Source organism: Aquirufa sp. HETE-40SA (genome assembly GCF_054558635.1).
Map to the genome: position 1 here is coordinate 629845 of NZ_JBPXKN010000001.1, position 26330 is coordinate 656174.

The 26330-nt window shown below is 40.8% G+C and carries 27 protein-coding genes; 18 read left to right on the forward strand and 9 right to left on the reverse strand.

Annotated features, from left to right (window positions below):
* Positions 1 to 1212, reverse strand: a complete 1212-nt coding sequence (gene sufD / locus ACRZ9O_RS02905; protein WP_459456180.1) for a Fe-S cluster assembly protein SufD — start codon at positions 1210 to 1212, stop codon at positions 1 to 3.
* Between the two features lies 1 nt (position 1213).
* The gene (gene sufC, locus ACRZ9O_RS02910) at positions 1214 to 1966 is read right to left on the reverse strand and encodes a Fe-S cluster assembly ATPase SufC (protein ID WP_459456182.1); all 753 of its coding nucleotides are present in this window, start codon (positions 1964 to 1966) and stop codon (positions 1214 to 1216) included.
* A gap of 150 nt (positions 1967 to 2116) precedes the next feature.
* Here sufC and ACRZ9O_RS02915 point away from each other — a divergent pair, with 150 nt between their 5' ends.
* Complete coding sequence (locus tag ACRZ9O_RS02915; protein WP_130896345.1) at positions 2117 to 2443, forward strand: HesB/IscA family protein; 327 nt, start codon at positions 2117 to 2119, stop codon at positions 2441 to 2443.
* Here ACRZ9O_RS02915 and ACRZ9O_RS02920 read toward each other — a convergent pair.
* Entirely contained in the window at positions 2436 to 3044 is a 609-nt protein-coding gene (locus tag ACRZ9O_RS02920) for a Maf family protein (protein WP_459456184.1), read from the reverse strand. The two genes, ACRZ9O_RS02915 and ACRZ9O_RS02920, sit on opposite strands and share 8 nt — an antisense overlap.
* Before the next feature lie 110 nt (positions 3045 to 3154).
* Between ACRZ9O_RS02920 and ACRZ9O_RS02925 the strand changes: the two genes are divergently transcribed.
* The 3 genes from ACRZ9O_RS02925 to ACRZ9O_RS02935 all read left to right on the forward strand — a co-directional run bounded on the left by ACRZ9O_RS02925 (position 3155) and on the right by ACRZ9O_RS02935 (position 4997).
* Positions 3155 to 3619: a MarR family winged helix-turn-helix transcriptional regulator gene (locus ACRZ9O_RS02925; protein ID WP_459456186.1), complete on the forward strand. Its 465-nt coding sequence runs from the start codon at positions 3155 to 3157 to the stop codon at positions 3617 to 3619.
* Between the two features lie 12 nt (positions 3620 to 3631).
* A complete protein-coding gene (locus tag ACRZ9O_RS02930) occupies positions 3632 to 4207 on the forward strand; it encodes a YceI family protein (RefSeq protein WP_459456188.1) in 576 nt (191 codons plus the stop codon).
* Positions 4208 to 4367: 160 nt separating this feature from the next.
* Complete coding sequence (locus tag ACRZ9O_RS02935) at positions 4368 to 4997, forward strand: NAD(P)H-dependent oxidoreductase (RefSeq protein ID WP_459456190.1); 630 nt, start codon at positions 4368 to 4370, stop codon at positions 4995 to 4997.
* Between the two features lie 48 nt (positions 4998 to 5045).
* Here ACRZ9O_RS02935 and ACRZ9O_RS02940 read toward each other — a convergent pair whose 3' ends face one another.
* Together ACRZ9O_RS02940 and ACRZ9O_RS02945 are read right to left on the reverse strand one after the other, a co-directional pair.
* Positions 5046 to 6485, reverse strand: a complete 1440-nt coding sequence (locus tag ACRZ9O_RS02940) for a CCA tRNA nucleotidyltransferase (protein ID WP_459456192.1) — start codon at positions 6483 to 6485, stop codon at positions 5046 to 5048.
* Positions 6486 to 7049 (reverse strand): L-threonylcarbamoyladenylate synthase, encoded by a 564-nt coding sequence (locus tag ACRZ9O_RS02945; RefSeq protein WP_459456194.1) that lies wholly within the window; start codon positions 7047 to 7049, stop codon positions 6486 to 6488.
* 104 nt (positions 7050 to 7153) lie between these two features.
* Here ACRZ9O_RS02945 and argS point away from each other — a divergent pair, with 104 nt between their 5' ends.
* The 4 genes from argS to ACRZ9O_RS02965 are packed head-to-tail and all read left to right on the forward strand — an operon-like array spanning position 7154 to position 11845.
* Positions 7154 to 8923: an arginine--tRNA ligase gene (gene argS, locus ACRZ9O_RS02950; RefSeq protein ID WP_459456196.1), complete on the forward strand. Its 1770-nt coding sequence runs from the start codon at positions 7154 to 7156 to the stop codon at positions 8921 to 8923.
* Positions 8924 to 8969: 46 nt separating this feature from the next.
* Entirely contained in the window at positions 8970 to 9551 is a 582-nt protein-coding gene (locus ACRZ9O_RS02955) for a glutathione peroxidase (protein ID WP_459456198.1), read from the forward strand.
* Between the two features lies 1 nt (position 9552).
* Positions 9553 to 10461 carry a 1,4-dihydroxy-2-naphthoate octaprenyltransferase gene (gene menA, locus ACRZ9O_RS02960; RefSeq protein WP_459456200.1) on the forward strand — a complete coding sequence of 303 codons (909 nt, stop codon included), beginning with the start codon at positions 9553 to 9555 and terminating at the stop codon, positions 10459 to 10461.
* Positions 10462 to 10492: 31 nt separating this feature from the next.
* On the forward strand, positions 10493 to 11845 hold the full coding sequence (locus ACRZ9O_RS02965; protein ID WP_459456201.1) for a tetratricopeptide repeat protein: 1353 nt from the start codon (positions 10493 to 10495) through the stop codon (positions 11843 to 11845).
* Between the two features lie 31 nt (positions 11846 to 11876).
* Here ACRZ9O_RS02965 and ACRZ9O_RS02970 read toward each other — a convergent pair whose 3' ends face one another.
* Complete coding sequence (locus ACRZ9O_RS02970; protein WP_459456203.1) at positions 11877 to 12650, reverse strand: AMP nucleosidase; 774 nt, start codon at positions 12648 to 12650, stop codon at positions 11877 to 11879.
* Between the two features lie 68 nt (positions 12651 to 12718).
* On the opposite strand from ACRZ9O_RS02970, the gene ACRZ9O_RS02975 reads away from it, so the two are divergent.
* The 10 genes from ACRZ9O_RS02975 (at position 12719) to purS (ending at position 21220) form a co-directional block, all read left to right on the forward strand.
* Positions 12719 to 13162, forward strand: coding sequence for a type I restriction enzyme HsdR N-terminal domain-containing protein (locus tag ACRZ9O_RS02975; protein ID WP_459456205.1), 444 nt, complete (start codon positions 12719 to 12721; stop codon positions 13160 to 13162).
* On the forward strand, positions 13159 to 14751 hold the full coding sequence (gene pafA, locus ACRZ9O_RS02980; RefSeq protein ID WP_459456207.1) for an alkaline phosphatase PafA: 1593 nt from the start codon (positions 13159 to 13161) through the stop codon (positions 14749 to 14751). The genes ACRZ9O_RS02975 and pafA overlap by 4 nt, the downstream gene beginning before the upstream one ends.
* 4 nt (positions 14752 to 14755) lie before the next feature.
* On the forward strand, positions 14756 to 16066 hold the full coding sequence (locus ACRZ9O_RS02985) for a UDP-glucose dehydrogenase family protein (RefSeq protein ID WP_459456209.1): 1311 nt from the start codon (positions 14756 to 14758) through the stop codon (positions 16064 to 16066).
* Position 16067: 1 nt separating this feature from the next.
* The gene (locus ACRZ9O_RS02990) at positions 16068 to 17039 is read left to right on the forward strand and encodes a UDP-glucuronic acid decarboxylase family protein (RefSeq protein WP_459456211.1); all 972 of its coding nucleotides are present in this window, start codon (positions 16068 to 16070) and stop codon (positions 17037 to 17039) included.
* Positions 17040 to 17121: 82 nt separating this feature from the next.
* Complete coding sequence (gene selD, locus ACRZ9O_RS02995) at positions 17122 to 18159, forward strand: selenide, water dikinase SelD (protein ID WP_459456213.1); 1038 nt, start codon at positions 17122 to 17124, stop codon at positions 18157 to 18159.
* Positions 18159 to 18920, forward strand: coding sequence for an alpha/beta fold hydrolase (locus ACRZ9O_RS03000; protein ID WP_459456215.1), 762 nt, complete (start codon positions 18159 to 18161; stop codon positions 18918 to 18920). Before selD ends, ACRZ9O_RS03000 begins: the two co-directional genes overlap by 1 nt.
* Positions 18917 to 19615: an SAM-dependent methyltransferase gene (locus ACRZ9O_RS03005; protein ID WP_459456216.1), complete on the forward strand. Its 699-nt coding sequence runs from the start codon at positions 18917 to 18919 to the stop codon at positions 19613 to 19615. Before ACRZ9O_RS03000 ends, ACRZ9O_RS03005 begins: the two co-directional genes overlap by 4 nt.
* Before the next feature lie 2 nt (positions 19616 to 19617).
* On the forward strand, positions 19618 to 20259 hold the full coding sequence (locus ACRZ9O_RS03010; protein ID WP_459456218.1) for an MBL fold metallo-hydrolase: 642 nt from the start codon (positions 19618 to 19620) through the stop codon (positions 20257 to 20259).
* Complete coding sequence (locus ACRZ9O_RS03015) at positions 20256 to 20969, forward strand: CDP-alcohol phosphatidyltransferase family protein (protein ID WP_459456220.1); 714 nt, start codon at positions 20256 to 20258, stop codon at positions 20967 to 20969. The genes ACRZ9O_RS03010 and ACRZ9O_RS03015 overlap by 4 nt, the downstream gene beginning before the upstream one ends.
* The gene (purS, locus tag ACRZ9O_RS03020; protein WP_459456222.1) at positions 20969 to 21220 is read left to right on the forward strand and encodes a phosphoribosylformylglycinamidine synthase subunit PurS; all 252 of its coding nucleotides are present in this window, start codon (positions 20969 to 20971) and stop codon (positions 21218 to 21220) included. Before ACRZ9O_RS03015 ends, purS begins: the two co-directional genes overlap by 1 nt.
* Positions 21221 to 21224: 4 nt before the next feature.
* On the opposite strand, the gene ACRZ9O_RS03025 is transcribed toward purS, so the two are convergent.
* The 3 genes from ACRZ9O_RS03025 to metH are packed head-to-tail and all read right to left on the reverse strand — an operon-like array spanning position 21225 to position 26285.
* Complete coding sequence (locus ACRZ9O_RS03025) at positions 21225 to 21581, reverse strand: CoA-binding protein (protein ID WP_459456224.1); 357 nt, start codon at positions 21579 to 21581, stop codon at positions 21225 to 21227.
* A complete protein-coding gene (metF, locus tag ACRZ9O_RS03030) occupies positions 21581 to 22534 on the reverse strand; it encodes a methylenetetrahydrofolate reductase [NAD(P)H] (protein WP_459456226.1) in 954 nt (317 codons plus the stop codon). The genes ACRZ9O_RS03025 and metF overlap by 1 nt, the downstream gene beginning before the upstream one ends.
* A complete protein-coding gene (gene metH / locus ACRZ9O_RS03035) occupies positions 22527 to 26285 on the reverse strand; it encodes a methionine synthase (protein WP_459456228.1) in 3759 nt (1252 codons plus the stop codon). Before metH ends, metF begins: the two co-directional genes overlap by 8 nt.
* Between the last annotated feature and the right edge of the window lie 45 nt (positions 26286 to 26330).

A 26330-nucleotide genomic window follows, 5' to 3' on the forward strand; every position in this document is an offset into this window, starting at 1 on the left:
TTAAATCGCTAAGGAAGTCTGGATTTTTGTAATAATTTTATCTGTCAAACGCAACTTCGTTTCCTCGTGTGTTACGCGATCGATTACTTCTTGAACAAAAGCGAGTAACAATAAAGTTCGCGCATTCGCTAAAGAAATACCTCTTGAACGTAAATAGAATAAAGCTTCTTCGTTCAATTGACCTGTCGTTGTTCCATGGGAACATTTCACGTCATCAGCCCAAATCTCTAATTGAGGCTTCGTATTCATCGTAGCACGAGTGGAAGCAAGAACGTTTTTGCAACTTTGGAAAGCATTGGTCTTCTGAGCATCTGGACGCACAAAAATCTTACCATTAAACACACCGGTTGCGTTTCCTAATAACACGCCTTTGTATAATTCGTGTGATTCTGAATTCGGTTTGCGGTGATCTACCACCGTGTGTGAATCCATCAATTGATCTTCACCTGGCACATAAAGACCATTCAAATTCGAAACCACATTTTCGCCATCGCTGTAGAAATGCAGGTTATTACGTAAATAAGCTGCATTCAGGGAGAATGTAAACAAATCAACCTGACTATTCGAAAGCTGAGTGATAAAAGTATGATCGATGTGAGTCGTGTTTTGGGCCAAATCCTGTTCCTTCACATAGGTCAAATTCGCCTTCTCACTCACATATATTTCTTGTACAAAATTGGACAAAACCTCCGCTGAACCCTCTTTTGTAAAGGCACGCTCAATTAAAGTCAAGGAAGCATCTGCTTCTAGATAGACGATTAAACGACTTTGAACCGCTGAGGCTTTTGCCACAGATAAAATATAATCGTGTGTAATCGCCTGATCAACTGAAACACCTGCTTTGACCCACAAAACCTGTGTATTTACCACAAGCGCTGTGTTTAAATCGTATAAGGAGTTCTGATCTAATATAGGTAAACGCTGCTCCCATGTAGCTGCAATCGTTGGATTAGCAGCTATGAAAGCATCGAATGAAATGAATTCTACCCCTGCAGGCAATGCACCATGAAAACTAGTGTTCCCATTTTGCGTTTGTAAGCTCGCTGAAAGATTTTCATTTAAAGTAGCAGGAGTCCAATCTAGGTCCTTTTCATTCCACGATTTCAAGGACGCATACTTCCATTCTTCCCATTTGTTGGTAGGAAATCCTTTGGCCTTAAAACGCTCTAAAGCCTCTTTCTGAGCCGATGACGTTAATTCTGTATACAACATCTTATTCTCCTAAAGCTGAAATAATCCAATCATATCCACGCTCTTCTAATTCAAGCGCTAATTCTTTTCCTCCTGATTTTACGATCTTTCCTTTGTACAATACGTGTACAAAATCAGGAATGATGTAGTCCAAAAGACGTTGGTAGTGTGTCACCACAATCGTCGCATTGTCTGAGGATTTCAATTTATTCACTCCTTCTGCCACGATACGCAAAGCATCAATGTCTAAACCAGAGTCTGTTTCATCCAAAATGGCCAACTTAGGTTCTAAGACTGCCATTTGGAAAATTTCATTTCTTTTCTTCTCTCCACCGGAGAAACCTTCGTTTAGGGCACGAGACAATAAACTTTGGTCTATGTTCACATAACTCATCTTCTCTTTGAACATTTTCAAAAATTGAACAGCGTCCAAAGGCTCTTCGCCACGGTATTTACGAATTTCGTTCACCGCTGACTTCATAAAGTTCGTTGTCGACACCCCAGGAATTTCCACTGGGTATTGAAAAGCAAGGAATAAACCCTCTGCTGCGCGTTCTTCTGGAGCTAAATCCAATAAATCTTTTCCAAAAAATTCAACGGATCCTCCAGTAACTTCGTAGTCTTCACGTCCTGCTAAAACGGACGCTAAGGTCGATTTACCTGATCCGTTGGGTCCCATAATGGCGTGAACCTCACCGGCTTTAATTTCTAAATTGATCCCTTTTAAGATTTCCTTCTCCCCTATTCTCGCTTGTAAATTCTTTATTGAAAGCATGGTATATGTTTTTAATCCGCAATTGAAACACAAAATTAAGACCAATGGTTTTGAAAAACTACACTTTATTTAGATTCACTCTAAATAATGGTTTTTTTTATCAAAAAAAGGGCTACTTTTGTATCAGATTTTCATCAAAATACGACCATCATGCTTACGATAACGGATTTAGCTGCCAATAGAATCAAGGAATTACGTTCTAAAGAAGGTTTAACGGAGGAATTCAACATCCGTGTAGCCGTAGAAGGTGGCGGCTGTTCGGGCCTTATGTATAATTTGGATTTTGCGGCAGAAGCTCAACCGAACGATATGATCTTCGAAGACAAAGGCGTGAAAGTGATGGTAGACAAGAAATCAATCCTCTACCTTGCTGGCACAGAATTAGACTTCTCTGATGGATTAAATGGCAAAGGTTTTCAATTCAAAAACCCGAACGCAAGCCGTACGTGCGGATGCGGAGAGAGCTTCTCTATCTAATCGTTAACTGTTTACCATCTAGAATATAGGGTTTCATTAATTGATACACGTCAAAAATGGGCAATCCCATGACCGTGTAGAAAGAACCCTGAATGGATTCAATTCCCACCATTCCTAAGAAATCTTGAACCCCGTAAGATCCTGCTTTATCCAAGCACGATCCTTCGCGTACATAGAAATCAATTTCCCAGTCTTCGAAAGTCCTGAATTTAACAAAGGCCGAATCTGCTTTTGTGAACAAACCTTGAGGTGTGTGTAAAGCAATTCCAGTTACTACTTCGTGTGTTTTCCCAGATAATTGCTGCAACATGTAGATTGCCTCTGATTTATCTTGAGGCTTGTTCAATATATCCTTTCCTAAAATCACCACCGTATCAGCGGCTAATACTAAGGCATTCGGGGAAATTCTAGCTAATTCATTTGCTTTTCTTTCCGCCAAATGTACCGGCACCTCTTGAGGCTTCATTTCTGCAGAAAAGGATTCATCCACATCACTGGGTAATACGGAGAATTCGAATCCGGCCGAACGCAAGATCTCTTTTCGACGGGGAGAATTAGAAGCAAGGATAAATGGATATTGAAGGGATAAAGATGTCTGCATGTTCAAAAATAGCCCAAAATTTAAAAATATCAGGGTTTTGATAAAAATAAATTTATTTTCATTTGTATTTAATGTAATTACATTTAATTTTACAACATCAATTTTTAGTCATGGGTATTTCCGAAGCTTTAAAACAATCAAAATTTCCTTCTGAAGCAGCAAAAGCCGTTGTAAATGCGATCTACACAGGCAACTGGATCGTTCAGCAACAGCAGGAATTATTGAAACCCTTTGGACTTACGGTCCAACAGTATAATGTGCTTCGCATTCTTCGAGGACAACAAGGAAACCCGATGACCGTTTTAGCCATTACCGAACGGATGTTAGACAAAATGTCGAATGCCTCTCGCCTAGTAGACAAATTAGTGGAGAAGAATTTAGTGCTTCGCCGCGAATGTCCAAAAGATCGTAGGGCGGTAGATGTCTTAATTTTACCGGCTGGACTAGACTTATTAACCCAAGTAGACCAAGTCCAAAATGACTGGGGAAAACATTTCGACGCTTTGGGAGTTAGAAAGCTCGAAGAAATGAACCAAATTTTGGACGAATTTAGAACCGTATTTTCTCACAATTAAACAATAAATGATATGAAATCTGTAAAAGTAATTATTGCAACTTTGGCATTAGGCCTAGTAACTTTCGCTGGCGTATCGGCACCGAAAGTAGTCAACGTTAACAAGTCAGCTAGTTCTGTCGCTTGGTTAGCAAAGAAAGTAACAGGAGAGCACAATGGTACAGTAGGTATCTCTGCAGGAGCTTTAAATGTAGATGGCAACAAATTAATCGGGGGAAACTTCACCATAGATTTGAAAACTATCAAGGATTTAGATATCACAGATGCTGGTTACAACCAAAAATTCATCGGACACATCACTTCAGGTGATTTCTTCGAAGTAGAAAAATTCCCAACAGCGACTTTCGTTATCACTAAAGTAGCAGGTAACCAAGTAACTGGAAACTTAACAGTAAAAGGAATCACAAAATCAATCACTTTCCCTGCTGAAATCGCGGTTAAAGGTGGTAAAGTTTCAGCGAAAGCAAACATTACGATCGATCGCACTGACTTCAACATCCGTTACGGTTCTAAGAAATTCTTTGAGTCAATTGGTGATAAGGCGATTTATGATGATTTCGCTTTGACAGTTTCATTAGTAAGCGAATAATTTCAAAGTGCAATCTCTAAAACTGCCTTACGACAATGTTTTATAAGATTGCACTTTAAAATTTTCTCTCTACTCTCCTCTCTATAATCTTAAACTTTAGATATATCACAGGGCATTTTCTAGAATAAGCCTTAACATTTATCATTCACCATTCAACAATATGTCTTTAATCGACTCATTAACCTGGCGTTACGCCGCCAAAAGAATGACTGGAAACAAAGTTTCCACAGAAAAAATGGATGCTTTATTAGAAGCAATCCGCCTTTCTGCATCCGGTTTTGGTTTACAACCGTATAAAATTTTAGTGATTGAAAACCCAGAATTAAAAGCAAAAATTCAACCGATCGCTTATGGTCAACCACAAGCGGTAGAGTCGTCTCACTTGTTAGTGTTTGCAGCTTGGAACGATATCACAGAAACGCAAATCGATGCGTTCATTCAATTAGTGGCTGACACACGTGGTCTTTCTGTGGATATGCTAGGTGATTACCGTGGAGCAATCGCTGGGTCTCTTTTGGGTCGTCCTGTAGATGCAAAAAGAAATTGGGCTGCACGCCAAGTCTATTTAGCCATGGGAACTGCGCTAGCTGCTGCGGGTGAATTGCAAATTGATTCTACTCCCATGGAAGGTTTTATTCCAGCTCAATTAGATGAGTTATTAGGTCTAGAGGCGATGGGATTACATTCTGTTTTGATGCTTGCCGTGGGTGAGCGTGATGCAGCGAATGACTTTATGGCAACTGCAACTAAGGTTCGTTATGCAAAAGAAGATCTAGTGATCAACTTATAATATACATCTGCCTAAGAAAGTGAAAAGGCTCTGAATTCGGAGCCTTTTTTATTGAATGTCAGCGAGAGAAACGACTGGTTTAAGCTCTAGCTTTCTACCCTCCTCTACTAGTAAATCCCATCCTGAAGCTAATTCATTTCGGATGGTTCCTTCCAGAACAGCTTCTCGCATGGCAATTTTTATTAAGCCAATTTCGCGGCCTGGACCAATATCAAAGACTTGCATGATGATTTCACCAGAGAAAACAGGCTGAAAATTGCGAAGCGAATCGCTTTCCTCTACCTCTTTTAGTTTTTGCTCAACAATATCAAAATTACGGAGGTAGCGTTTTACCTTATCTCCATTCTTGGAGGTAATATCTGCCCGACACAAAGTCATCAAGGCTTCTAATTCCTCACCTGCCTCGAATAAAAGGCGACGTAAGGCAGAAGCCGTGATTTCTTCTTTGGATAAAGCAATAGGGCGTAAATGTAAGCGAACAAGCTTTTGGACGAGTTTCATTTTCTCATTCAAAGGTAGTTTTAGCCGTTTGAAAATGTTCGGCACTTGGCGCGCGCCCATGTCCTCGTGTCCGTGAAAAGTCCAACCTTTGCCTTGCGCGAAACGTTTAGTCTGCGGTTTGGCAATGTCATGCAAAATGGCTGCCCAACGCCACCATAGGTCATGTGTGTTTTCTGCAATATTGTCCAATACCTGCAAGGTATGGTAGAAATTATCTTTGTGACCCTTTCCATCTTCTGTGTCGACACCTTTCAGCTTCATAAACTCAGGAAAAATGATCGGAAGAATTTCGCATGCATCGAGCAAAAGGAAGCCATAAGAGGGCTTCTTGCAGAGAATCATCTTATTCAATTCATCTGAAATGCGCTCCATCGAGATGATTTCCAATCGGTCTTTTTCAGTTTTCAGAGCTTCGAAAGTCTCTGGAAATATATCAAACCCCAATTGAGCAGCGAAACGAACTGCACGCATCATCCGAAGTGGGTCGTCTGAAAAAGTAATGTCGGGGGCTAAAGGAGTGCGAATGATTTTCGCCTTTAAATCTTCGAGGCCATTAAATGGGTCCAATAGTTTACCCCAATTCGCTTTATTTAATTGAACTGCCATCGCGTTGATGGTGAAATCACGGCGGTTTTGGTCGTCCACTAAAGTACCCTCTTCCACCACTGGCTTTCGGGAATCCCGATTATACGATTCTTTTCTAGCACCTACGAACTCTAGATCCCAGTCATCGACTTTGATCATCGCCGTACCAAAGTTTTTAAAAACAGACACCGCGTGTTCAGGTAAATCAAATTCCTTCGCTACTTTAAGTGCTAAATCGATGCCAGAACCGATGCAAACCACATCGATATCCTTGCAATCACGACCTAAAATCGCATCTCGCACATAGCCTCCTATGACATAACTATCCACCCCCAAACGATCAGCTGCAAGGCCAATTTTGGAGAATATCGGATCTGCTACAATCTCCTTCCCTTCTTTCATCTATCCTCTGATTAATTTATAGTCGCCATGAAGGCCTAATTGCACAATTTTACTCGCCTTTTTCACAGGTCCCTCTCCAACTGGATTTTTTAAAATTCCGTCGACTCCCGTAGCGATCGAAGGTGCAATACCAGCATAATTAACTGGGGATGGCTCCCCTGAAAGATTTGCGGAAGTAGAAACAATCGCTCGTTGGTAACGGTAAATTAATCCCTTACAAAACTCATCTTTCACCAAACGAATGGCAATACTACCCTCAGGCCCTAATAAGGAGGGAGAAACATTTTTTCCTTTGGGATAAATAATCGTCAAAGGATCCTCCGCAAATTCCACTAAATCCCAAGCGAGATCAGGCACCTGTTCCACGTATTCGCTCAATTGCTCGATTTTAGCAATCAAGACAATCAATCCTTTAGATGCTGGTCTATTTTTTAATTCTAAAATCTTCTCAATGGCCTGATCGTTTCGAACATCACAGCCTAAACCCCAAATCGTGTCGCTGGGATACAGCAGCACGCCTCCCGATTTTAAAGTTTGAATTGCCTCGTGGTACATATTTTGCATAATTAGGGCAAAGGTAAGATTAATTTATTCATTTCTGAGCATTAGAAGCAATGTTTAGACCGAATTTAGCTACCTTTACAGATTGAAAAATTACAGCCATTTAGATGTCAAACATTCAGCAAACATTACAGCTAGAACTAGCAAAAGGATTAAAAGCCCTCTTTCAAATCGACGTATCAGAAATCGTATTACAAGAGACGAAAAAGGAGTTTGAAGGCGCTTATACCTTAGTTGTTTTCCCTTATACAAAGCAAGCAGGAAAAGCTCCAGCTGCCATTGCAACTGACTTAGGGGAGTATTTGATGACAAATTGTACGATCGTAAAGGCTTTTCAAGTCGTTCAAGGATTTTTAAATATATCGATTCACGATTCTGCTTGGTTAGACTTATTAGCCAACGTTGCTTCGGATAAAAATCCCTTTCAAATTGAATCAAAAGGGGAAAAAGTACTCATCGAATATTCCTCTCCTAACACAAATAAACCACTTCATTTAGGCCATTTACGCAATAACTTTTTAGGTTTTTCTGTGGCACAAATCTTAGCAGCGGGTGGCTATGACGTGGTTAAAACAAATTTAGTAAATGACCGCGGCATACATATCTGTAAGTCGATGCTAGCTTACCAGCTTTTTGGCAATAATGAAACTCCTGAAACATCTGGATTAAAAGGCGATCATTTAGTGGGCAAATATTACGTTGCTTTCGATGTAGCTTATAAAGAGGAAATTGCAGCGTTAAAAGCTAGCGGTTTAGACGAAGAACAAGCTAAAAAACAAGCTCCTATTCTATTAAAAGCACAAGAAATGCTGTTGAAATGGGAACAAGGTGACGAAGTGGTAATGAACCTTTGGAATACGATGAACGCTTGGGTTTTCGCTGGTTTTGAGAAGTCTTACCACACCATGGGCGTGTCCTTCGATAAAATTTACCGCGAGTCGAATACCTATTTATTAGGTAAGCAAATCGTTGATGAGGGCCTAGCTTCGGGTGTATTTTTCCAAAAGCCAGACGGATCTGTTTGGATTAATTTAGAGGCAGAAGGTCTAGATGAAAAATTGGTTTTACGCAAAGACGGAACCTCCGTTTATATCACCCAAGATATGGGAACGGCTCAATTGAAATACGAAGATTTCAAAACGAATCAATCGGTTTATGTAGTTGGAAACGAACAGGATTACCACTTTGAAGTTCTTTTCCATATATTGAAAAAATTAAACAAGTCTTATTCAAACGGCAATTTTCACCTTTCTTACGGAATGGTTGACTTACCTAGTGGCAAGATGAAATCCCGCGAAGGAACCGTGGTAGATGCGGATGATTTGATGGCAGAAATGATTCAAACAGCTAAAGACCGCACACTTGAATTAGGTAAAATCGATGGCTTTACGGAAGAAGAATCAAACGAGTTATTCCATAATTTAGGATTAGGCGCTTTGAAGTATTTCTTATTAAAAGTAGAACCGAAAAAACGGATGTTGTTTAATCCGGAGGAATCCATAGACTTCCAAGGAAATACAGGGCCATTCATCCAATATACGCACGCCCGAATTTGTTCCATTTTACGCAAAGGGGGCGAGATTACGACTATTTCTTCTGAATCCGAATTAGCTGAATCTGAACAAGAATTAATCTATTTATTAGGCGAATACAAAGCGACTATCGCGCAAGCTGCAGCTAATTTTGCACCTTCTGTGATCGCCAATTATGCCTATGATTTAGCCAAAACATTTAATAAATTTTACAACGAGCAAACTATTCTATCAGAGGAAAATGAGGTAAAAAGAAACATTCGTCTTACCTTAGCTGAGCTGACAGGTAAAACAATTCAGCATGCCACCTCGTTATTAGGTATAGTTTCACCTAATCGAATGTAATTTGAAACGTAAATACCTTTACCTCACCCTTTTAATAATCATCATTATGATCGCAAGTTTTATGAAAATCGGATCGTTATTAACGGCTTTGGCCCTCCCATTCACCCAAAAAACCGTCTTAAACAGACCAGAAAAAATGGAAATTTCCGCAGCTTCGACGAACTTCCATTCCTTCAAAATGAAAGGAATCGATGGAAAAGAGATTGATTTCTCTCAATTCAAAGGAAAGAAAATTATCGTATTGAATACCGCTTCTAAATGCGGGTATACTCCTCAATATGCAGACTGGGAGAAATTCCACAAGGAAAACAAAGACGTTGTTATTTTAGGTTTCCCAGCCAATGAATTTGGTGGACAAGAACCAGGCTCAAACGCAGATATCGCCTCTTTCTGTACCTTAAACTATGGTGTTTCCTTCCAAATGATGGAAAAAGTCGTAGTTAAAGGATCCGGAAAATGTGATCTTTATCAATGGCTTTCAGACAAGTCGAAAAATGGTTGGAACGAGAAAGAGCCGAGCTGGAACTTCTGCAAATACGTAATCAACGAGAAAGGCGAATTGCAAAACTTCTTTGCTTCAGGCATCAAGCCAAGCAGTCCAGAATTTTTAGCGGCCATAGGAAAATAATATGAATAGATGGGTGGATGCGGCAAGGCCAAGAACCTTACCGTTGGCGGTTGGCAGTATTTTATTAGGTAATTTCTTGGCCTACGCCACGGGAAAATTTGATTTGATCATTGCGATACTTGCCACCTTAACCACCCTATTATTACAAATACTTTCCAACTTTGCGAATGACTTGGGCGACTTCTCTAATGGAGTGGATAATGCAGATCGCAAAGTGGCTTTAAGAGCCGTTCAAACAGGAAAAATTAGTCAAAAAGAGATGAGAACTGCCGTTATGTGGACAGCAGTTCTTTCTTTTTTTTCAGGTATCTCTTTATTATTTTTCGGACTTAAAAATGCTCCACTCGAAGTATGGGCCACATTTTTAGCCCTAGGAGTCGCTGCCATTGCCGCAGCGGTTGCCTATACCGTAGGAAAAAGACCGTACGGCTATATGGGATTAGGGGATTTGTCTGTTTTCCTTTTTTTCGGTTTAATTGGCACGTTGGGTACTTATTACTTACAGACTTATACTTTAAATTTAGCCATTTTATTCCCCGCCTCAGGTTGCGGATTCTTGTCTGTGGCTGTTTTGAATTTGAATAATTTACGAGATATCGACAATGATATTAAAACGGGAAAAAACTCGATTCCCGTGAGAATAGGCAAAGCCTTTGGATTTTATTACCAAAAAGCCCTCTATATTTTCGCCATTGCCTGCTTTTATGCCTATCCTTTTGTAGCTGGGATCAAAATAGGCATCAATCAACAAATACTTATCGTAGGTATCTATCCCATTATTCAACTTTTCCGCGAACTACACTCAGAGATGAACTCAGAGCAAATAGATCCTTATTTGAAAAAGACTGCATTAAGGACGCTGTTTTTAATCATCGTTTTTGGGTTGATACAAATTTTAACAAGCCAGTAATTTCGCTTATTTTTACGAAAAATAAGTTTCTATGAAATTCAAAGTGGTCATTTTGGCCTTCGCCTTATTGGCTTGCCTTTTCTCGTTATCAGCACAAACAACAGAGATCAATTATTTAGAAATTGGTTTAAACCAAAACAAATCCGGTAATTACGCAGATGCCTTGCGCAATTTTAGTTTAGAAATTGAGAAAACTGCAGCTAATCCAAACTCCATAGCTTTTTATAACCGGGGTTTTGCGAAATACAATTTAAAGGATTTCCAAGGGGCTATTTTGGACTTCAACAAAGCACTAGAATTAAAGCCTAACTACTTTGAGGCCTTTATTGCCCGTGGCCAAAGTTATAGCAAGCAAGATAACCACCCATTAGCAATTCAGGACTATAACGAAGCGATTCGATTAAATCCATTGGAAGGAACAGCTTATTTGAGCAGAGGTATTTCCAAAAACAAATTAGAAAATTACAGAAGTGCCATCACCGATTTCAATAAATCTCTCGAATTATTACCCGATTACGCACCCACTTTAGCCGTAAGAGCCGATAGCAAATCTAAGTTAGGAGACTATATAGGAAGTATTGAAGACTATAACAAAGCGATTGAAATCACTCCTAAACGCACAAATTACCTTTCTGGACGTGCTTTTGCGAAGATGAAAATGGCAGATTTTAAAGGGGCCTTAGCCGATTTTACCGAAGTATTAAAATTAAGTCCAGAGAAAGCAGATGAATGGTATTATTCTGGCCTCTGTAAAGTGCAGTTAGAGAATTTCAGAGGTGAAAATGGAGAGAAAGGTGCCTTAGAAGATTTCAATAAAGCCCTAGAATTAGATCCAGAGAAAATCGAAGCGATGTATGGAAGAGGTTTTGTAAAGGCTAAATTAGGTGATCAGCGCGCCGCCATGGAGGATTTTACAAAAGCAATTGAGTTTGGAAATAATGAAAACGCTAAAATTCTATATACCGCCAAACTAGGTAAAATCCAACTAGATGAAATCCGAAATGGCTTGGTAGATCGCACCAAAATGCGCGATATGAGTGCTGGTAGAGCGGAGGTATTTTTCCATAGAGGTTTAGCTAAAGCGAAATCCGGCGACCCGAAAAGTGCCATTGAAGATTATAACCGCTCCATTTCATTCCTGCCCACTTATGCAGATGCTTATTTCCAACGCGGAGTTGCTAAATCAAGCCTAGGAGATCAACGCAATGCCATTCAAGATTGCAACAATGCCATCGAATTGAATAACAAATTTGCCGAAGCCTATTTCATTCGCGGCATCATCAAACTTGCCTTGAATGATACCTCTGGCTGCTTAGATTTAAGTAAAGCTGGTGAGCTTGGATACGCAGGAGCTTATAATGTGATTCGCGATTATTGCAATTAAAAAAAGGCCTTCCATTCAGAAGGCTTTTTTTTTAATCAAATCGTAAATGTTTAACTGACTCTCCTGAATTCGCTAATTCCTCGAGGGAATCGATACCGATTTGGAGGTGTTTATCAACAAAGTTAGCCGTTACCTTTTTATCACTTGCATCCGTTTTAACTCCATCTGGAGTCATCGGGTTATCGGACACTAACAAGAGTGCACCATGCGGAATTTTATTCTTAAAACCGACCGTGAAAATCGTGGCTGTTTCCATATCAATACCCATCGCTCGAATGTCTGACAAATATGTCTTAAATACCTCATCATGTTCCCAAACACGGCGATTTGTTGTATAAACTAATCCTGTCCAATAATCTAATTCATGTTTTTTGATCATGGAAGAAACGGCACGCTGCAATCGGAAGGAAGGAAGAGCTGGCACTTCTTTAGGCATATATTCATCCGATGTCCCCTCTCCTCTTACCGCAGCAATCGGAAGAATTAAATCACCTAGGGATAGATTCTTCTTCAAGCCACCGCATTTACCTAAAAACAAGACAGCCTTAGGATTAATGGCCGATAAAATATCCATCACCGTAGCGGCCATGGGAGATCCCATCCCAAAATTAATGATCGTAATATTATGTGCTGTAGCCGTCTGCATCGGGCGATCGTGGCCTTTTATTTCTACCCCAAATTTCTCCGAAAACATATCCACGTAATTCTTGAAATTGGTCAATAAAATATACTGTCCAAAATCTTCCGAATTCGTTCCCGTATAGCGGGGCAACCAATTTTGAACAATTTCCTCTTTCGTTTTCATATTATACGCTTTGATGTGATGAATTAATAAAGCAAAAAGATTAATTTAGAGGTTATATCGATGAATTGATGATAAGCTCACCGGAAATTAACTTAGTCTTCCCTGCCTATTCTTACAAAGTAAAGAAAAACGAAGGAAAACTGTATATTTTCGAAGAGATCTCCAAAAAATATCGATTACTTACTCCTGAAGAATGGGTGAGGCAACATTGTTTACAATTTTTAGTCAATGACTTAAAATACCCTGCCGCCTTGTTCCAAATTGAAGGAGGAATGAAGGTCGATAAATTAAATAGACGAACGGATATTCGCATATATAAGTCAACTGGTGAAGTTTTTATGCTTATTGAGTGTAAGGCACCGCATGTGGACATTAACTTAACGACATTGCAACAAATAAGTCAATACCAGAAAACTCAAAAAGCAGAGTACCTCGCCATTACCAATGGTCTGCACAACATTATACTACACCATTCAACAAAAACTATCAACGAATTCCCTCCTTATCTATGAAAAAAATAGTGATTATTTTCCTAGGGTTACTTTCTTTACCCGTTTTGGCACAGAAAAAACCCGCTCTTGTTGTAGGAATAGTCGTAGACCAAATGCGCTACGAATACCTGAATAAATTCTATGATCGCTATTCTGATAAAGGCTTCAAACGCCTAATGATTGAAGGAATTAATTGCAAGGATAATCACTATAATTATGCCCCTACGGTAACAGCAGCAGGACATGCTAGCGTGTACACAGGCACTGTTCCAGCGGTTCACGGCATTGTAGGTAACGAGTGGATTGAGGTATCCAATGGAAAAAAAATGTATTGTGTCGATGACACTACCGTACAAACAGTGGGCAGTAAAAGCAAAGCAGGAATCATGTCTCCTAAAAACATGTTCACTTCCACCATTACGGATCAACTAAAAATGGCTCAGAATTACAAGTCTAAAACGATCGCTATCGCCTTAAAAGACCGTGGATCCATTTTACCAGGTGGTCATACCGCAGATGCAGCCTATTGGTATGATTCCGCTGATGGGTATTGGATTAGCTCCTCTTTTTACATGAAAGAATTACCTACTTGGGTTCAAAAATTTAATTCAGAAGGAAGACCACAGAAATACATGAGTAAAGGCTGGAATACGCTTTACCCCATCGCAACGTATACCCGTTCTGCTGAAGACAATAGTCCATATGAAAGTAAGTTAAGCGGAGAAAAATCACCCACTTTCCCTCATGAATTAAAGGGAGCAAATGCATTAGAAGTAATTCGTACTACTCCTTTTGGCAATTCGATAACTAAAGACTTCGCTATAAAAGCGATTGAAGAGGAGAATTTAGGAAAGAACGGAACTACTGATTTCTTAGCGATAAGCTTCTCTTCAACTGATTATGTAGGACACTCGTTTGGTCCTCAATCTATCGAATTAGAAGATACCTATTTGCGTTTGGATCAAGATATAGCAGACATTTTAACGCATTTAGATGCCAAATTAGGAAAGAATCAATACCTCGTATTTCTAACAGCTGATCATGCTGTAGCTGAAATTCCATATTACCTACAGAGCAAACGATTGCCTGGTGGAGTATTTGATAATGTGAAGGCAATAAATGAGGCTAAAATGGCGCTGAAAAAAGAATTTGGGGAGATAGATCTATTTGTAGGAAATGATAATTACCAAATCTATTTAAACCATTCAAACCTAGAGAGATTACATATTTCGAAAGAGGCTATGGGAAAGGTTTTGGAGAAATCATTCAAAAATCAAGCGGGTTTTGCGGAATTAGTAGACATGAGAAATGCTTTGAATAGCCCTTTACCTGCCCTATACCGCGAAATGATCTCCAATGGCTATAATCAAGCGAGAAGCGGTGATTTTATGTACTTATTAAAACCACAGTGGTTTTCTGGTTACAAAACAGGAACCACACACAGCACTTTATATGCGTATGATACCCACGTTCCATTGTTGTTTTTCGGGTGGAATGTAAAACCAAAAGAAATAAACCAAAGAACAAACATCAGTGATATTGCCAGTACGTTAGCGAATTGGTTAAAAATAAGTGAACCCTCAGGAAGTATTGGTAAAGTAATTCAGTAAAAATATGAAAATAGCCGTTGTAGGAACCGGATATGTAGGTTTAGTGACTGGTACTTGTTTCGCTGAAACAGGAAACCACGTTACTTGCGTAGATATCAACGAAGAGAAAGTAAAACAAATGCAGGCGGGTGTAATCCCTATCTATGAGCCTGGTTTAGAGGATTTGTTCAAAAGAAATACGGAAGAAGGTCGTCTGGATTTTACCACTTCTTTACAAGAGGGTATTGCTGGAGCAAAAGTCATTTTCTTAGCACTGCCCACCCCTCCTGGTGCGGATGGTTCTGCTGACTTAAAATACATTTTGCAAGTGGCGAATGATTTAGGTCCACTTCTATCGGAATACGTGGTTATCATTGATAAAAGTACCGTTCCAGTGGGCACATCAGAAAAAGTACACGCAGCTATTGCTAAGCAGGCGAAAGTCGATTTCGACGTCGTTTCAAATCCAGAATTCTTACGAGAAGGCGTAGCGGTGGAGGATTTTATGAAACCGGATCGTGTCGTTATAGGTACGCAATCAGAGCGAGCAAAAGACTTAATGTCACGCTTATATGCGCCATTAGTTCGCCAAGGTAATCCGATTATCTTTATGGATGAGCGTTCGGCGGAATTAACAAAATATGCAGCTAATGCGTTTTTAGCCACTAAAATTACCTTCATGAATGAGATCGCTAATCTGTGCGAACTCGTAGGTGCGAATGTGGATGAGGTGCGCAAAGGAATCGGAACAGATTCTCGAATCGGGAAACGCTTTTTATTTGCTGGTATCGGTTACGGAGGAAGTTGCTTCCCAAAAGATGTGCAAGCATTGGCTAAAACTTCGGCAGAAAACGACTATGAGTTTAAAATCTTAGACTCGGTCATGAAAGTAAATGAGAATCAAAAAACGAAACTCATTCCGCACCTAGCGAAACATTTTAAAGGTGATTTAGCCGGGAAGAAAATTGCGATGTGGGGTTTGGCATTTAAACCGTATACCGATGATATTAGAGAGGCTCCCTCTTTATACAATATCGATGCATTACTCGAATTAGGCGCATCGGTTAGTGCCTATGATCCAGAAGCAATGAATCATGTTCGAAATCTTATAGGAGATAAAATTACCTTCACTAAGAATCCTTATGAAGCTTTAGAAGGGGCAGATGCCTTACTAATCGTGACTGAGTGGCCGCAATTTAGAACACCTGACTTCGAGAGAATGGATAGTTTATTAAAGAATAAAGTCATTTTTGACGGAAGAAATTTATATGAATTAAGCCAAATGCAAGAATTAGGCTACACGTATTATTCCATCGGCCGTCAAACCATACACTAATATGAAAAGAGTTTTAATCACCGGCGGAGCTGGATTCCTAGGATCTCATTTATGTGATCGCTTTATCAAAGAGGGCTACCACGTGATCGCCATGGATAACTTAATTACGGGTGACTTGAAGAACATCGAACATTTGTTCCATTTGGAGCAATTCGAATTCTTTCACCACGATGTATCGAAGTTCATCCACGTACCAGGTGAATTAGATTACATCTTGCATTTTGCATCGCCTGCCTCTCCTATTGACTATTTAAAAATCCCTATTCAGACCTTAAAGGTGGGTTCATTAGGGATACATAATTGCCTAGGTTTAGCTCGTGTGAAAAATGCGCGTGTATTGATTGCCTCTACTTCAGAGGTTTACGGAGATCCTAATGTACATCCTCAACCGGAAGAGTATTGGGGAAATGTGAATCCAGTAGGTCCTCGTGGCGTGTATGATGAGGCCAAACGTTTCCAAGAAGCGATGACCATGGCCTACCACACGTACCATGGCTTAGAAACACGCATTGTTCGGATATTCAATACCTATGGTCCACGTATGCGACTGAATGATGGACGTGTATTACCTGCTTTTATTGGACAAGCTTTACGTGGGGAGGATTTAACGATGTTTGGGGATGGCTCTCAGACGCGTTCTTTCTGCTATGTAGATGATTTAGTCGAAGGCATTTACCGTCTCTTATTGAGCGATTATGCTCAACCAGTGAACATCGGAAATCCGGATGAGATAACGATTAAGGAGTTTGGCGAGGAGATCATCAAATTAACGGGTACATCGCAGAAATTGATCTCCCTACCCTTACCTACAGATGATCCCAAACAACGTAAACCTGATATCACAAAAGCACGCAGCATTTTAGGCTGGGAGCCCAAGGTTAATCGTGCTGATGGGTTAAAGATTACCTACGAGTATTTCAAGTCATTGAGTAAGGACGATTTATTCAGAATGGCGCATCATAAAGAGTTTTAAAAAATGCGAGGGCTAAAATTGTGATGCGCAATAAATTTCCGCCCTCGCTTTTTTAAAACTTCTTTCAAAGTAAAAAAACAAGATGTCAGAAAATATCAAATTAACTTCCTTTAGTCACGGCGCAGGTTGCGGATGTAAAATATCGCCTCAGATTTTGGACCAAATCCTTAAATCTGATAAACCCAAAGCCTCACACCCCCTCTTATTAGTCGGAAACGAGAGCCGAGATGATGCGGCGGTATTTGATTGGCAGAATGGAGAGGCAGTTATTTCGACGACGGATTTCTTTATGCCGATTGTGGATGATCCGTTTGATTTTGGGAAAATTGCGGCTACCAATGCGATTTCTGACATTTATGCCATGGGTGGAAGTCCACTAATGGCGATTGCGATCCTAGGCTGGCCGATAGATAAATTAGCCCCTGAGGTTGCGGCGCAAGTATTAGAGGGTGGTCGCGCGGCTTGTGCAGAAGCAGGAATTCCATTAGCAGGAGGTCATTCGATTGATTCTCCTGAACCAATCTTTGGGCTTGCTGTGACTGGAAAAGTACGTAAAGAACATTTAAAACAGAATGATACGGCTACGAAAGGCTGTATGCTTTATTTGACGAAGCCAATAGGCGTAGGTATTTTATCTACTGGACAAAAACGAGGCATCGTTAGTCCTGCAGATTTAGCTCGCGCGGTGAAGCAGATGAGTACCTTAAACAGCTTTGGAGAAAAGCTAGGTCCATTAAATTATGTTAAATCCTTAACTGATGTGACAGGTTTTGGATTATTCGGACATTTAGTGGAAATGGCGGATGGTTCAGGACTAAGTGCTAAAATTGCGTTCGAAAACTTACCATTGCTACCTAATATAGATCATTATTTAGACCAAAAGTGCTTCCCAGGTGGAACAGCACGCAATTTAGCGAGTTATGGTGAACGCTTGAGTGAAGATATCTCTGAACGACAACGTTATATCGGAGCTGATCCACAGACATCTGGTGGATTGTTAATCGCCGTGGAAGCGGAGCATACGGCTGAATTCGAGGCATTCGCGCTTGAGAATGGATTTGAATTGAGCCCTATCGGAGAATTGACAAAACGTAAGGAAAAAGCCATTTACTTAGCCTAATGAAATTATTTTATCGCGCACTTGGGGAATCGGGCACGCCGGTTATTATTCTACACGGCATTTTTGGGACCTCCGATAATTGGTTAGGTTTTGGAAAAGCGATCTCTGAAAATCACCGCGTATTTTTAGTGGACCAAAGAAACCACGGACAATCACCCTGGGGAGATGAATTTAATTACGAGGTGATGGCCCAGGATTTATTGGAATTTATTCAGGAGCATCAATTAGAAAACCCCATTTTAATCGGTCACAGTATGGGAGGCAAGGTTGTCATGCAATTCGACCTTTTGCATCCAGGAATGGCTAGCCGAATCGTCATTGTGGATATCGCTCCTAAATTCTATCCGGTGCACCATACCCAAATTTTGGAAGGATTAAACAGCCTTGATTTAACTTCACTGGAGAGTCGCCAAGCTGCGAATGATCATTTAAAGCGCTTTGAAGAGAAGGAAGGCGTGCGTCAATTCCTTTTAAAGAACCTTTACCGAAACGCGGAGCAGCAATTTGCGTGGCGAATTAATCTGAAAGTAATCACTAAAAATATCGATGTCGTGGGGCACGAATTACTTGTCCCTGCTGCCTCGAATACCGAAACGTTTTTCATTAAAGGAGCAGATTCGCCTTATATTCAACCGGAAGACGAACGATACATTGCAGAAATTTTTCCTAATTTTGAAGTTTTAGAGATTCCAGGTGCGAGCCATTGGGTGCAAGCAGACCAGCCTGAGCTATTTCTGCAGGCACTTCAACCGTTTTTATGAAAATATTTCTCATCCCCTGTCCGATTGCTGAAAACACTTCATCCGAAGTCTTACCCCAACAAATCTTAGCAACGCTTCAAAAGACGACACATTTTTTAGTCGAAAATGTACGCACAGCAAGGCGATTCATTAGTGAATTGAAACTAGGGATTCATATTGACAGCTTGGTTTTTGAGGTGTTAGATAAAGACACTCAACCTAAAACGGTTACGGATTTTTATAAAAAACATAGTTCAGTCGAATATATCGGCGTTATTTCAGAAGCGGGTTGCCCGGGGGTAGCAGATCCTGGAGCTTTAGCCGTTTCGATTGCACAGCAACAAAACATCGAAGTCATTCCGTTAGTAGGCCCTTCTTCTATCTTATTAGGATTAATGGGGTCCGGATTTTCTGGCCAAAGTTTCGCCTTCATCGGCTACCTTCCTATCGACAAAGCAGCCCGTATTAACAAGATAGAGCAACTAGACAGAGAAGTAGCTAAATGGGGTCAGACACAAATCTTCATTGAAACTCCCTACCGAAACAATGCAATGTTAGAAGATCTGATAGCACAATGTGCCCCAGATTCATTAATTTGCATTGCTTGTGACGTGACTGCACCTTCCGGATTTGTTCAAACAAAAAAGGCAAGTGACTGGGCTAAAGCGCAACCTGATTTACACAAAAAACCTTGTATCTTCCTTTTAGGTAAATAAATATGATCTTCCATCAAGCCTTCACCGTAAATCAATTTCGAGAAAATACCTATATCATTTGGGATTCCCAGGGAATAGGCATTATCGTAGATCCGGGATGCTACACTTTTGAGGAGCGTCAATCGATAAAAAGCTTTATTGAAGAAAAAAACATTACGTTAACACATATTCTAAATACCCACGCGCATATAGATCATGTGCTAGGTGTAGAATATTTTAGACAAGAATTCAAGATTCCTTTTTACCTACACCCGAAAGATGAACCGCTCTTGAAAGATGCGGCAAATCGGGCACAAGTATATGGATTCCCCCACTACCAACCCTCTGAAGTAGATGTTTGGTATGAGGACAACCAAGTATTACAAATAGGTGAAATGGAAATCAAGATCTTGTTTGTACCGGGTCACGCACCTGGACACGTGGCTTTGTATTTTGAAAATCAAGGCCTATTATTTGATGGAGATGTGTTGTTTAGACAGAGTATTGGTAGAACTGACTTCGCTTTATGCAACCACGCAGATTTAGTGAAGAGTATCCAAACGCAATTATATACCTTACCTGAATCAACGATTGTATACCCTGGACACGGGGGAAGCACGACCATAGGTCAAGAAAAAGTATCCAATCCATTCGTAAAAGCATGAAAAAAGAAATCCCTAACTTATTAACGCTAGGTAATTTATTGGCGGGTTGCATCGGACTTTGGTTCGTAATGCAAGGCGATTTAGTAAGTGCCTCCTATTGTATTTTCATCTCCCTTGTCTGCGATTTTTTTGATGGATTTTTAGCGCGTGCTTTGCAGGCCTATTCCGAATTAGGGAAACAGTTGGACTCTTTAGCAGATATGGTGTCATTTGGGGTTTTGCCTGCTTTTATCTTGTTTGGTTTAGTAGAAAAAAGCTGCGGAACACAATGCACAGTAGGATTATTCGGATTCTATAAGCCATTTATGGTATTTGCTTTAGTATTGATGTCAGCCTATCGTTTAGCCAAATTCAATATTGATACCCGTCAAAGCGACCAATTCATCGGCGTACCTACGCCAGCAAATGGCCTTTTAATTGCTTCCCTACCCATGATTCTACATTTTCAGCAAGAATACAGTGACTATATTTTATCATTCAAAGGCCTATTGATTTATGCGGTAGTGATGAGTTATCTGTTAGTCTGCGAATTGCCTTTATTGGCCTTTAAATTCAAGACCTGGGATTGGAAAAGCAATCAAGTAAAATTCATTTTCCTAATCTTTTGCATTGCTGCCCTTGTTATGCTTAAATTTGCAGCAATTCCGGTTTTAGTGATCGCATACATCCTCCTATCCGGCCTTATTTTCCTTTTAAATCCAAACAAATAATGAAATTCTTAGCTGAAATCAACGTAATGCCTCAAAAAGAAATCCTTGATCCTCAAGGAAAAGCGGTACTTATTGGCTTACAAAACTTAGGTATTAACCAAGTGGCAGGCGTTCGTATTGGCAAGCACATCACATTAACAGTGGATGCATCTTCTGAAGCTGAAGCAAATGAGGTGGTAACAAATGCTTGCAAGAAATTGCTAGCGAACTTGATTATGGAGGAATTTGAGTTTACGTTAACAGCTCAATAAGAGCCTAAAACTGGCCTGTATGCAATAAAACAAGTGTACAGGCCTCTTCTGTTTGAATACCCGCTTTTTCTAATTCTCTTTCTAATTCCGGACTTTCTGTACCTGGATTAAAAATAACACGTCTAGGAGCTATTGACTTAAGATAGTCATAAAGACCATCCTGATTCGCCGGTCCTACATATAGTGTTACTGTATCGATATCTTGTAGCAAAGGTTGATTCTGCTGAATGGTCAATCCCAACACCTCCCCTTTTTTAATTCCTACTAAAGAAACCTCATGTCCATGCTGCAAAAGTAATTCCGTCGCGATATAGGCATATCGACTTGGGTTCGTACTGGCACCGTAGACTAAGACTTTCATTAGAATAATTTTTCTGCGATGGCACGCACGCTATCGGATTTACTCATCGTATAGAAATGCAAAGCAGGCACACCAGCTTGAATTAACTCCTTGCCTTGTTGAACTGCCCACTCAATCCCTAATTGCTTGATGGCTGCGTTATTTGAGCATTTACGCGCCTCAGAAACAAATACTGACGGAATTTCTAAATGGAAAATCTCCGGCAGAATCTCTAATTGACGTTCAGTCGCTAAAGGCTTCAAGCCTGGAATGATGGGAACGTGAATCCCCATTTCACGGCATTGCTGAACAAAATCAAAATACTTCGCATTATCAAAGAACATCTGCGTCACGATGTAATCCGCACCCGCATCTACCTTTTGTTTTAAATACTGTAGGTCTTGATCGAATGAAACCGCATCAATGTGCTTCTCAGGATAACCGGCTACGCCAATGCAAAAATTCGTCGGTAATGACTCCGTTTCTTCGTGCAATAAAATACCCTGGTTCATCGCCGCCACTTGCGCCACTAATTCATTCGCATAGGCATGGCCACCCGGTTTAGGTATAAAATGGCTTTCGCCTTTTTCTTGATCACCTCGCAACAGAAGCGCATTCTCAATACCTAAGTAATGTAAATCGATCAAAAAATCCTCGGTTTCTTCTTTGGTAAACCCTCCACAAATTACATGTGGTACTGCCTCAATTTGAAAACGCTGAATGATGGAGGCGCAGATTCCTAAAGTACCTGGACGTTTGCGAATGGGAATACGTTTCGATACCCCATCTACCAACTTTTCCACATATTCCTCGCGGTGATACGTCACCTCAATAAACGGCGGCTTAAACTCCATCAAAGGCTCAATGTGCGACATTAATTCGCCCAAATGCTGGCCTTTCATCGGTGGAATAATCTCGATCGAGAAAAGTGTTTTTCCCGCCGCTTCTTCAAAGTATTTAGTAATCTTAGTCATAATTCAATACGGGGCTTAACCATCTTTCTACGTCGTCTAGGGACATGCCTTTACGTTTCGCGTAATCTGTCACTTGGTCTTTGGCAATCTTACCTAAACCAAAATACGTACTCTCCGGATGAGAGAAATAGAATCCAGACACCGCAGAGGCCGGGTACATCGCATAACTTTCCGTTAATTGAATCCCTATCTGCTTCTCCGCATCCAACAATTCAAATAAACGCTTCTTCTCTGTGTGATCTGGACAGGCTGGATAACCCGGTGCCGGACGAATACCTTCGTATTTCTCTGATATCAAATCTTCATTGCTTAAAGACTCTTCAGCCGAATAGCCCCAATACTCCTTGCGCACACGTTCGTGCAATAATTCGGCGAAAGCTTCCGCTAAACGATCTGCTAAAGCCTTGACCATAATCGAGTTATAGTCATCGTGCTCTTTTTCATACTTATCTAAAAGTGCTTCGATTCCCAGTCCCGTCGTCACCGCAAAGGCACCGATATAATCTGTCTCGCCCGAATTTAATGGAGCAATAAAGTCACTTAAACAACGGTTAGGAAGCGTGCTTGCTTTTTGACCTTGCTGACGCAAATGGTGCAACCATTGGCTCTTGTCTGAAGATTCGTCTTTGTATTGAATCTCGTAAGAAACCTGTTTGTGTGAACCGTGTTTTTCGCAAGCAACCTCTAGTGCCTTCTCCATGTAATCGTGTAAGATAATATCATCCCCTAGCGAGTTCGCCGGGAAGAAACCTAAAGCGGCCTTCGCCTGTAGCGATTTATTTGCAATAATCTCTTTCAATAAAGCCTGCGCATCATCAAATAATTTCTTCGCTTCTTTTCCCACCACCTCATTATCGAAAATACGTGGATATTTACCTGACAGTTGCCAAGTGGAGAAGAACGGAGTCCAATCGATATATTTCGCGATTTCTTCTAACGAATAATCCTCAAAATACTTCACTCCCAAGAAGGAAGGTTGTTTCGATTTAAATCCAGTCCAATCGATGCCGCTCGATTTTGCACGCGCCTGATCGATGGACAAGTAATTTTTCTCTTGCTGACGGGCGGCGTGAGCCGTTCTCAATTCAGCGTATTCCGTTTTAATCTCGTTAAAGATTTCTTGTGACGTTAATTCACTTTGCATTAATCGACCTGCCACCGGCACAGAACGAGACGCATCTAATACGTGAATCACCGGTCCTGAATAGTGAGGATCAATTTTTACCGCGGTATGAATACGAGACGTTGTGGCTCCACCGATTAACAAAGGCACTTTGAAACCAAGGCGCTCCATTTCTTTGGCCACATACACCATCTCATCTAAGGAAGGCGTAATCAAACCGGATAAACCGATGATATCTACGTTATGCTCCTTCGCCGCAGCTAGGATTTTATCGCAAGGAACCATCACACCGATGTCGATCACCTCGTAATTATTACAAGCCAAAACCACGCCCACAATATTCTTTCCAATATCGTGCACATCGCCTTTCACCGTCGCCATCAAGATCTTCCCAGCCGATGAACTCTTCCCACCTTCTTTCTCCGCTTCGATATAAGGCAATAAATAGGCCACGGCCTTTTTCATCACACGCGCTGACTTAACGACCTGTGGCAAGAACATTTTCCCCTCGCCAAACAAGTCCCCCACCACGTTCATTCCATCCATTAGCGGACCTTCGATCACCTGAATCGGGCGCTCCACTAATTGACGCGCTTCTTCTACATCTTCATCGATGAATTCAGTCAAACCTTTAATCAAGGCGTGTTCTAAACGCTTGTTCACTGGTTCTTTTCTCCAAGCATCATCGACTACTAATTCTTTGCCTGCGGACTTAACTGTCTCCGCATAAGCCACTAATTTCTCCGTCGATTCAGGATTGCGATTCAATAAAACATCCTCGCACAAATCGCGTAATGTCGCATCGATATCATCATAAACGCCTAATTGACTGGCGTTTACGATTCCCATATCCATACCCGCCTTAATCGCGTGGTACAAGAAAACGGTATGCATCGCCTCACGCACTAATTCGTTTCCACGGAAAGAAAAGGAGATATTCGAAACCCCACCCGAAACTTTCGAATGTGGCAAGTTTTCTTTAATCCATTTCGTTGCCTTGATGAAATCAACCGCATAATTATTATGCTCCTCGATTCCTGTGGCAACTGTTAAAATATTGGGATCAAAAATAATGTCCTGCGCTGGGAAACCGACTTTATCAACCAAAATATCGTAGGCACGTTGACATATTTCGATACGACGCTCGTACGAATCCGCTTGACCCGTTTCATCAAAGGCCATCACGACCACTGAAGCACCGTACATTTTTACCAAATTCGCGGATTCGATGAATTTCTCCTCACCTTCTTTCAACGAGATCGAGTTAACCACCGATTTACCTTGCACGCACTTCAAACCGGCTTCAATCACATCCCATTTCGAGGAGTCAATCATAATAGGTAAACGCGCGATATCAGGCTCTGCCATCAATAAATTCAGGAATTGAGGCATCATTTTCACACCATCAATCATCCCTTCATCCATATTGATGTCCAAAATCTGTGCACCACCATCCACCTGCTCACGAGCCACTGCAATCGCTTCTTCGAATTTTTCTTCGCGAATTAAACGCGCAAATTTCTTCGAACCCGTTACATTGCAACGCTCCCCTACGTTCACAAAATTGGTTAATTCGGTAATCTCTAAAGGCTCGAGACCCGATAGCTTTTGATTCACATTTTCTTCCGGAATCACGTGAGGTTTGTGTTTCGCAGCTACTTCCGCAATCGCTTGAATGTGCGCTGGAGTAGTCCCGCAACACCCTCCAATGATATTTAAGAAGCCATTCGCTAAGAAATCATCGATGATAACTGCCATTTCAGAGGGAGATTGATCGTATTCACCCATTTCGTTCGGCAAGCCCGCATTCGGGTGAGCAGAAACTAAGAAAGGGGATTTATCGTTCAACGTCTTTACATAAGGACGCATTAAATCTGCTCCTAAAGCACAGTTTAAGCCTACTGAAAGTAAAGGCATGTGCGAAACAGAAGTCAAGAAGGCTTCCGTTGTTTGGCCTGATAAAGTACGCCCTGAGGCATCCGTAATCGTTCCAGAGACCATCACTGGCAAATAAGGCTTGGACGGATTTTGTTTGAAATATTGATCGATTGCAAACAAGGCTGCCTTCGCATTCAAAGTGTCGAAAATCGTTTCAACTAAGAGTAAATCAGCCCCTCCATCCACTAAACCTTGGATTTGTTCGGTGTAAGCAATCACTAATTCATCAAAAGTGACTGCCCTGAAACCCGGATCATTCACATCTGGAGAAAGGGAAAGCGTGCGGTTCGTTGGTCCAATGGATCCAGCGACATAACGTGGCTTCGAAGGATTTTTGGCTGTAAATTCATCCGCAACTTCACGCGCAATTTTCGCTGACTCGAAGTTTAATTCATAGACCAAATCCTCCATGTGGTAATCTGCCATCGCAATGGAAGTTCCGGAGAAGGTATTAGTCTCCGCGATATCTGCACCTGCGGCAAAGTATTTCGCGTGAATTTCTTTGATCACATCAGGACGTGTGATCGACAATAAATCATTATTTCCCTTTACCTCGTGTGGGAAATTCTTGAATCGTTCACCTCGGTAATCGGCATCCGTTAAATTATATTGTTGGATTAAAGAACCCATTGCGCCGTCAAGAATTAAAATCTTTTCGCGTAATACGTCTTTTATATTCGGTCTTTGCATGTGTACAATCGCATATTTGACAGTTAATTATGCCAAAAATCTAGC

Coding starts and splice junctions, on each gene's coding strand:
- sufD (WP_459456180.1), bottom strand. CDS start 1,212: ATGTTGTATACAGAATTAACGTCATCGGCTCAGAAAGAGGCTTTAGAG.
- sufC (WP_459456182.1), bottom strand. CDS start 1,966: ATGCTTTCAATAAAGAATTTACAAGCGAGAATAGGGGAGAAGGAAATC.
- ACRZ9O_RS02915 (WP_130896345.1), top strand. CDS start 2,117: ATGCTTACGATAACGGATTTAGCTGCCAATAGAATCAAGGAATTACGT.
- ACRZ9O_RS02920 (WP_459456184.1), bottom strand. CDS start 3,044: ATGCAGACATCTTTATCCCTTCAATATCCATTTATCCTTGCTTCTAAT.
- ACRZ9O_RS02925 (WP_459456186.1), top strand. CDS start 3,155: ATGGGTATTTCCGAAGCTTTAAAACAATCAAAATTTCCTTCTGAAGCA.
- ACRZ9O_RS02930 (WP_459456188.1), top strand. CDS start 3,632: ATGAAATCTGTAAAAGTAATTATTGCAACTTTGGCATTAGGCCTAGTA.
- ACRZ9O_RS02935 (WP_459456190.1), top strand. CDS start 4,368: ATGTCTTTAATCGACTCATTAACCTGGCGTTACGCCGCCAAAAGAATG.
- ACRZ9O_RS02940 (WP_459456192.1), bottom strand. CDS start 6,485: ATGAAAGAAGGGAAGGAGATTGTAGCAGATCCGATATTCTCCAAAATT.
- ACRZ9O_RS02945 (WP_459456194.1), bottom strand. CDS start 7,049: ATGCAAAATATGTACCACGAGGCAATTCAAACTTTAAAATCGGGAGGC.
- argS (WP_459456196.1), top strand. CDS start 7,154: ATGTCAAACATTCAGCAAACATTACAGCTAGAACTAGCAAAAGGATTA.
- ACRZ9O_RS02955 (WP_459456198.1), top strand. CDS start 8,970: ATGATCGCAAGTTTTATGAAAATCGGATCGTTATTAACGGCTTTGGCC.
- menA (WP_459456200.1), top strand. CDS start 9,553: ATGAATAGATGGGTGGATGCGGCAAGGCCAAGAACCTTACCGTTGGCG.
- ACRZ9O_RS02965 (WP_459456201.1), top strand. CDS start 10,493: ATGAAATTCAAAGTGGTCATTTTGGCCTTCGCCTTATTGGCTTGCCTT.
- ACRZ9O_RS02970 (WP_459456203.1), bottom strand. CDS start 12,650: ATGAAAACGAAAGAGGAAATTGTTCAAAATTGGTTGCCCCGCTATACG.
- ACRZ9O_RS02975 (WP_459456205.1), top strand. CDS start 12,719: ATGATAAGCTCACCGGAAATTAACTTAGTCTTCCCTGCCTATTCTTAC.
- pafA (WP_459456207.1), top strand. CDS start 13,159: ATGAAAAAAATAGTGATTATTTTCCTAGGGTTACTTTCTTTACCCGTT.
- ACRZ9O_RS02985 (WP_459456209.1), top strand. CDS start 14,756: ATGAAAATAGCCGTTGTAGGAACCGGATATGTAGGTTTAGTGACTGGT.
- ACRZ9O_RS02990 (WP_459456211.1), top strand. CDS start 16,068: ATGAAAAGAGTTTTAATCACCGGCGGAGCTGGATTCCTAGGATCTCAT.
- selD (WP_459456213.1), top strand. CDS start 17,122: ATGTCAGAAAATATCAAATTAACTTCCTTTAGTCACGGCGCAGGTTGC.
- ACRZ9O_RS03000 (WP_459456215.1), top strand. CDS start 18,159: ATGAAATTATTTTATCGCGCACTTGGGGAATCGGGCACGCCGGTTATT.
- ACRZ9O_RS03005 (WP_459456216.1), top strand. CDS start 18,917: ATGAAAATATTTCTCATCCCCTGTCCGATTGCTGAAAACACTTCATCC.
- ACRZ9O_RS03010 (WP_459456218.1), top strand. CDS start 19,618: ATGATCTTCCATCAAGCCTTCACCGTAAATCAATTTCGAGAAAATACC.
- ACRZ9O_RS03015 (WP_459456220.1), top strand. CDS start 20,256: ATGAAAAAAGAAATCCCTAACTTATTAACGCTAGGTAATTTATTGGCG.
- purS (WP_459456222.1), top strand. CDS start 20,969: ATGAAATTCTTAGCTGAAATCAACGTAATGCCTCAAAAAGAAATCCTT.
- ACRZ9O_RS03025 (WP_459456224.1), bottom strand. CDS start 21,581: ATGAAAGTCTTAGTCTACGGTGCCAGTACGAACCCAAGTCGATATGCC.
- metF (WP_459456226.1), bottom strand. CDS start 22,534: ATGACTAAGATTACTAAATACTTTGAAGAAGCGGCGGGAAAAACACTT.
- metH (WP_459456228.1), bottom strand. CDS start 26,285: ATGCAAAGACCGAATATAAAAGACGTATTACGCGAAAAGATTTTAATT.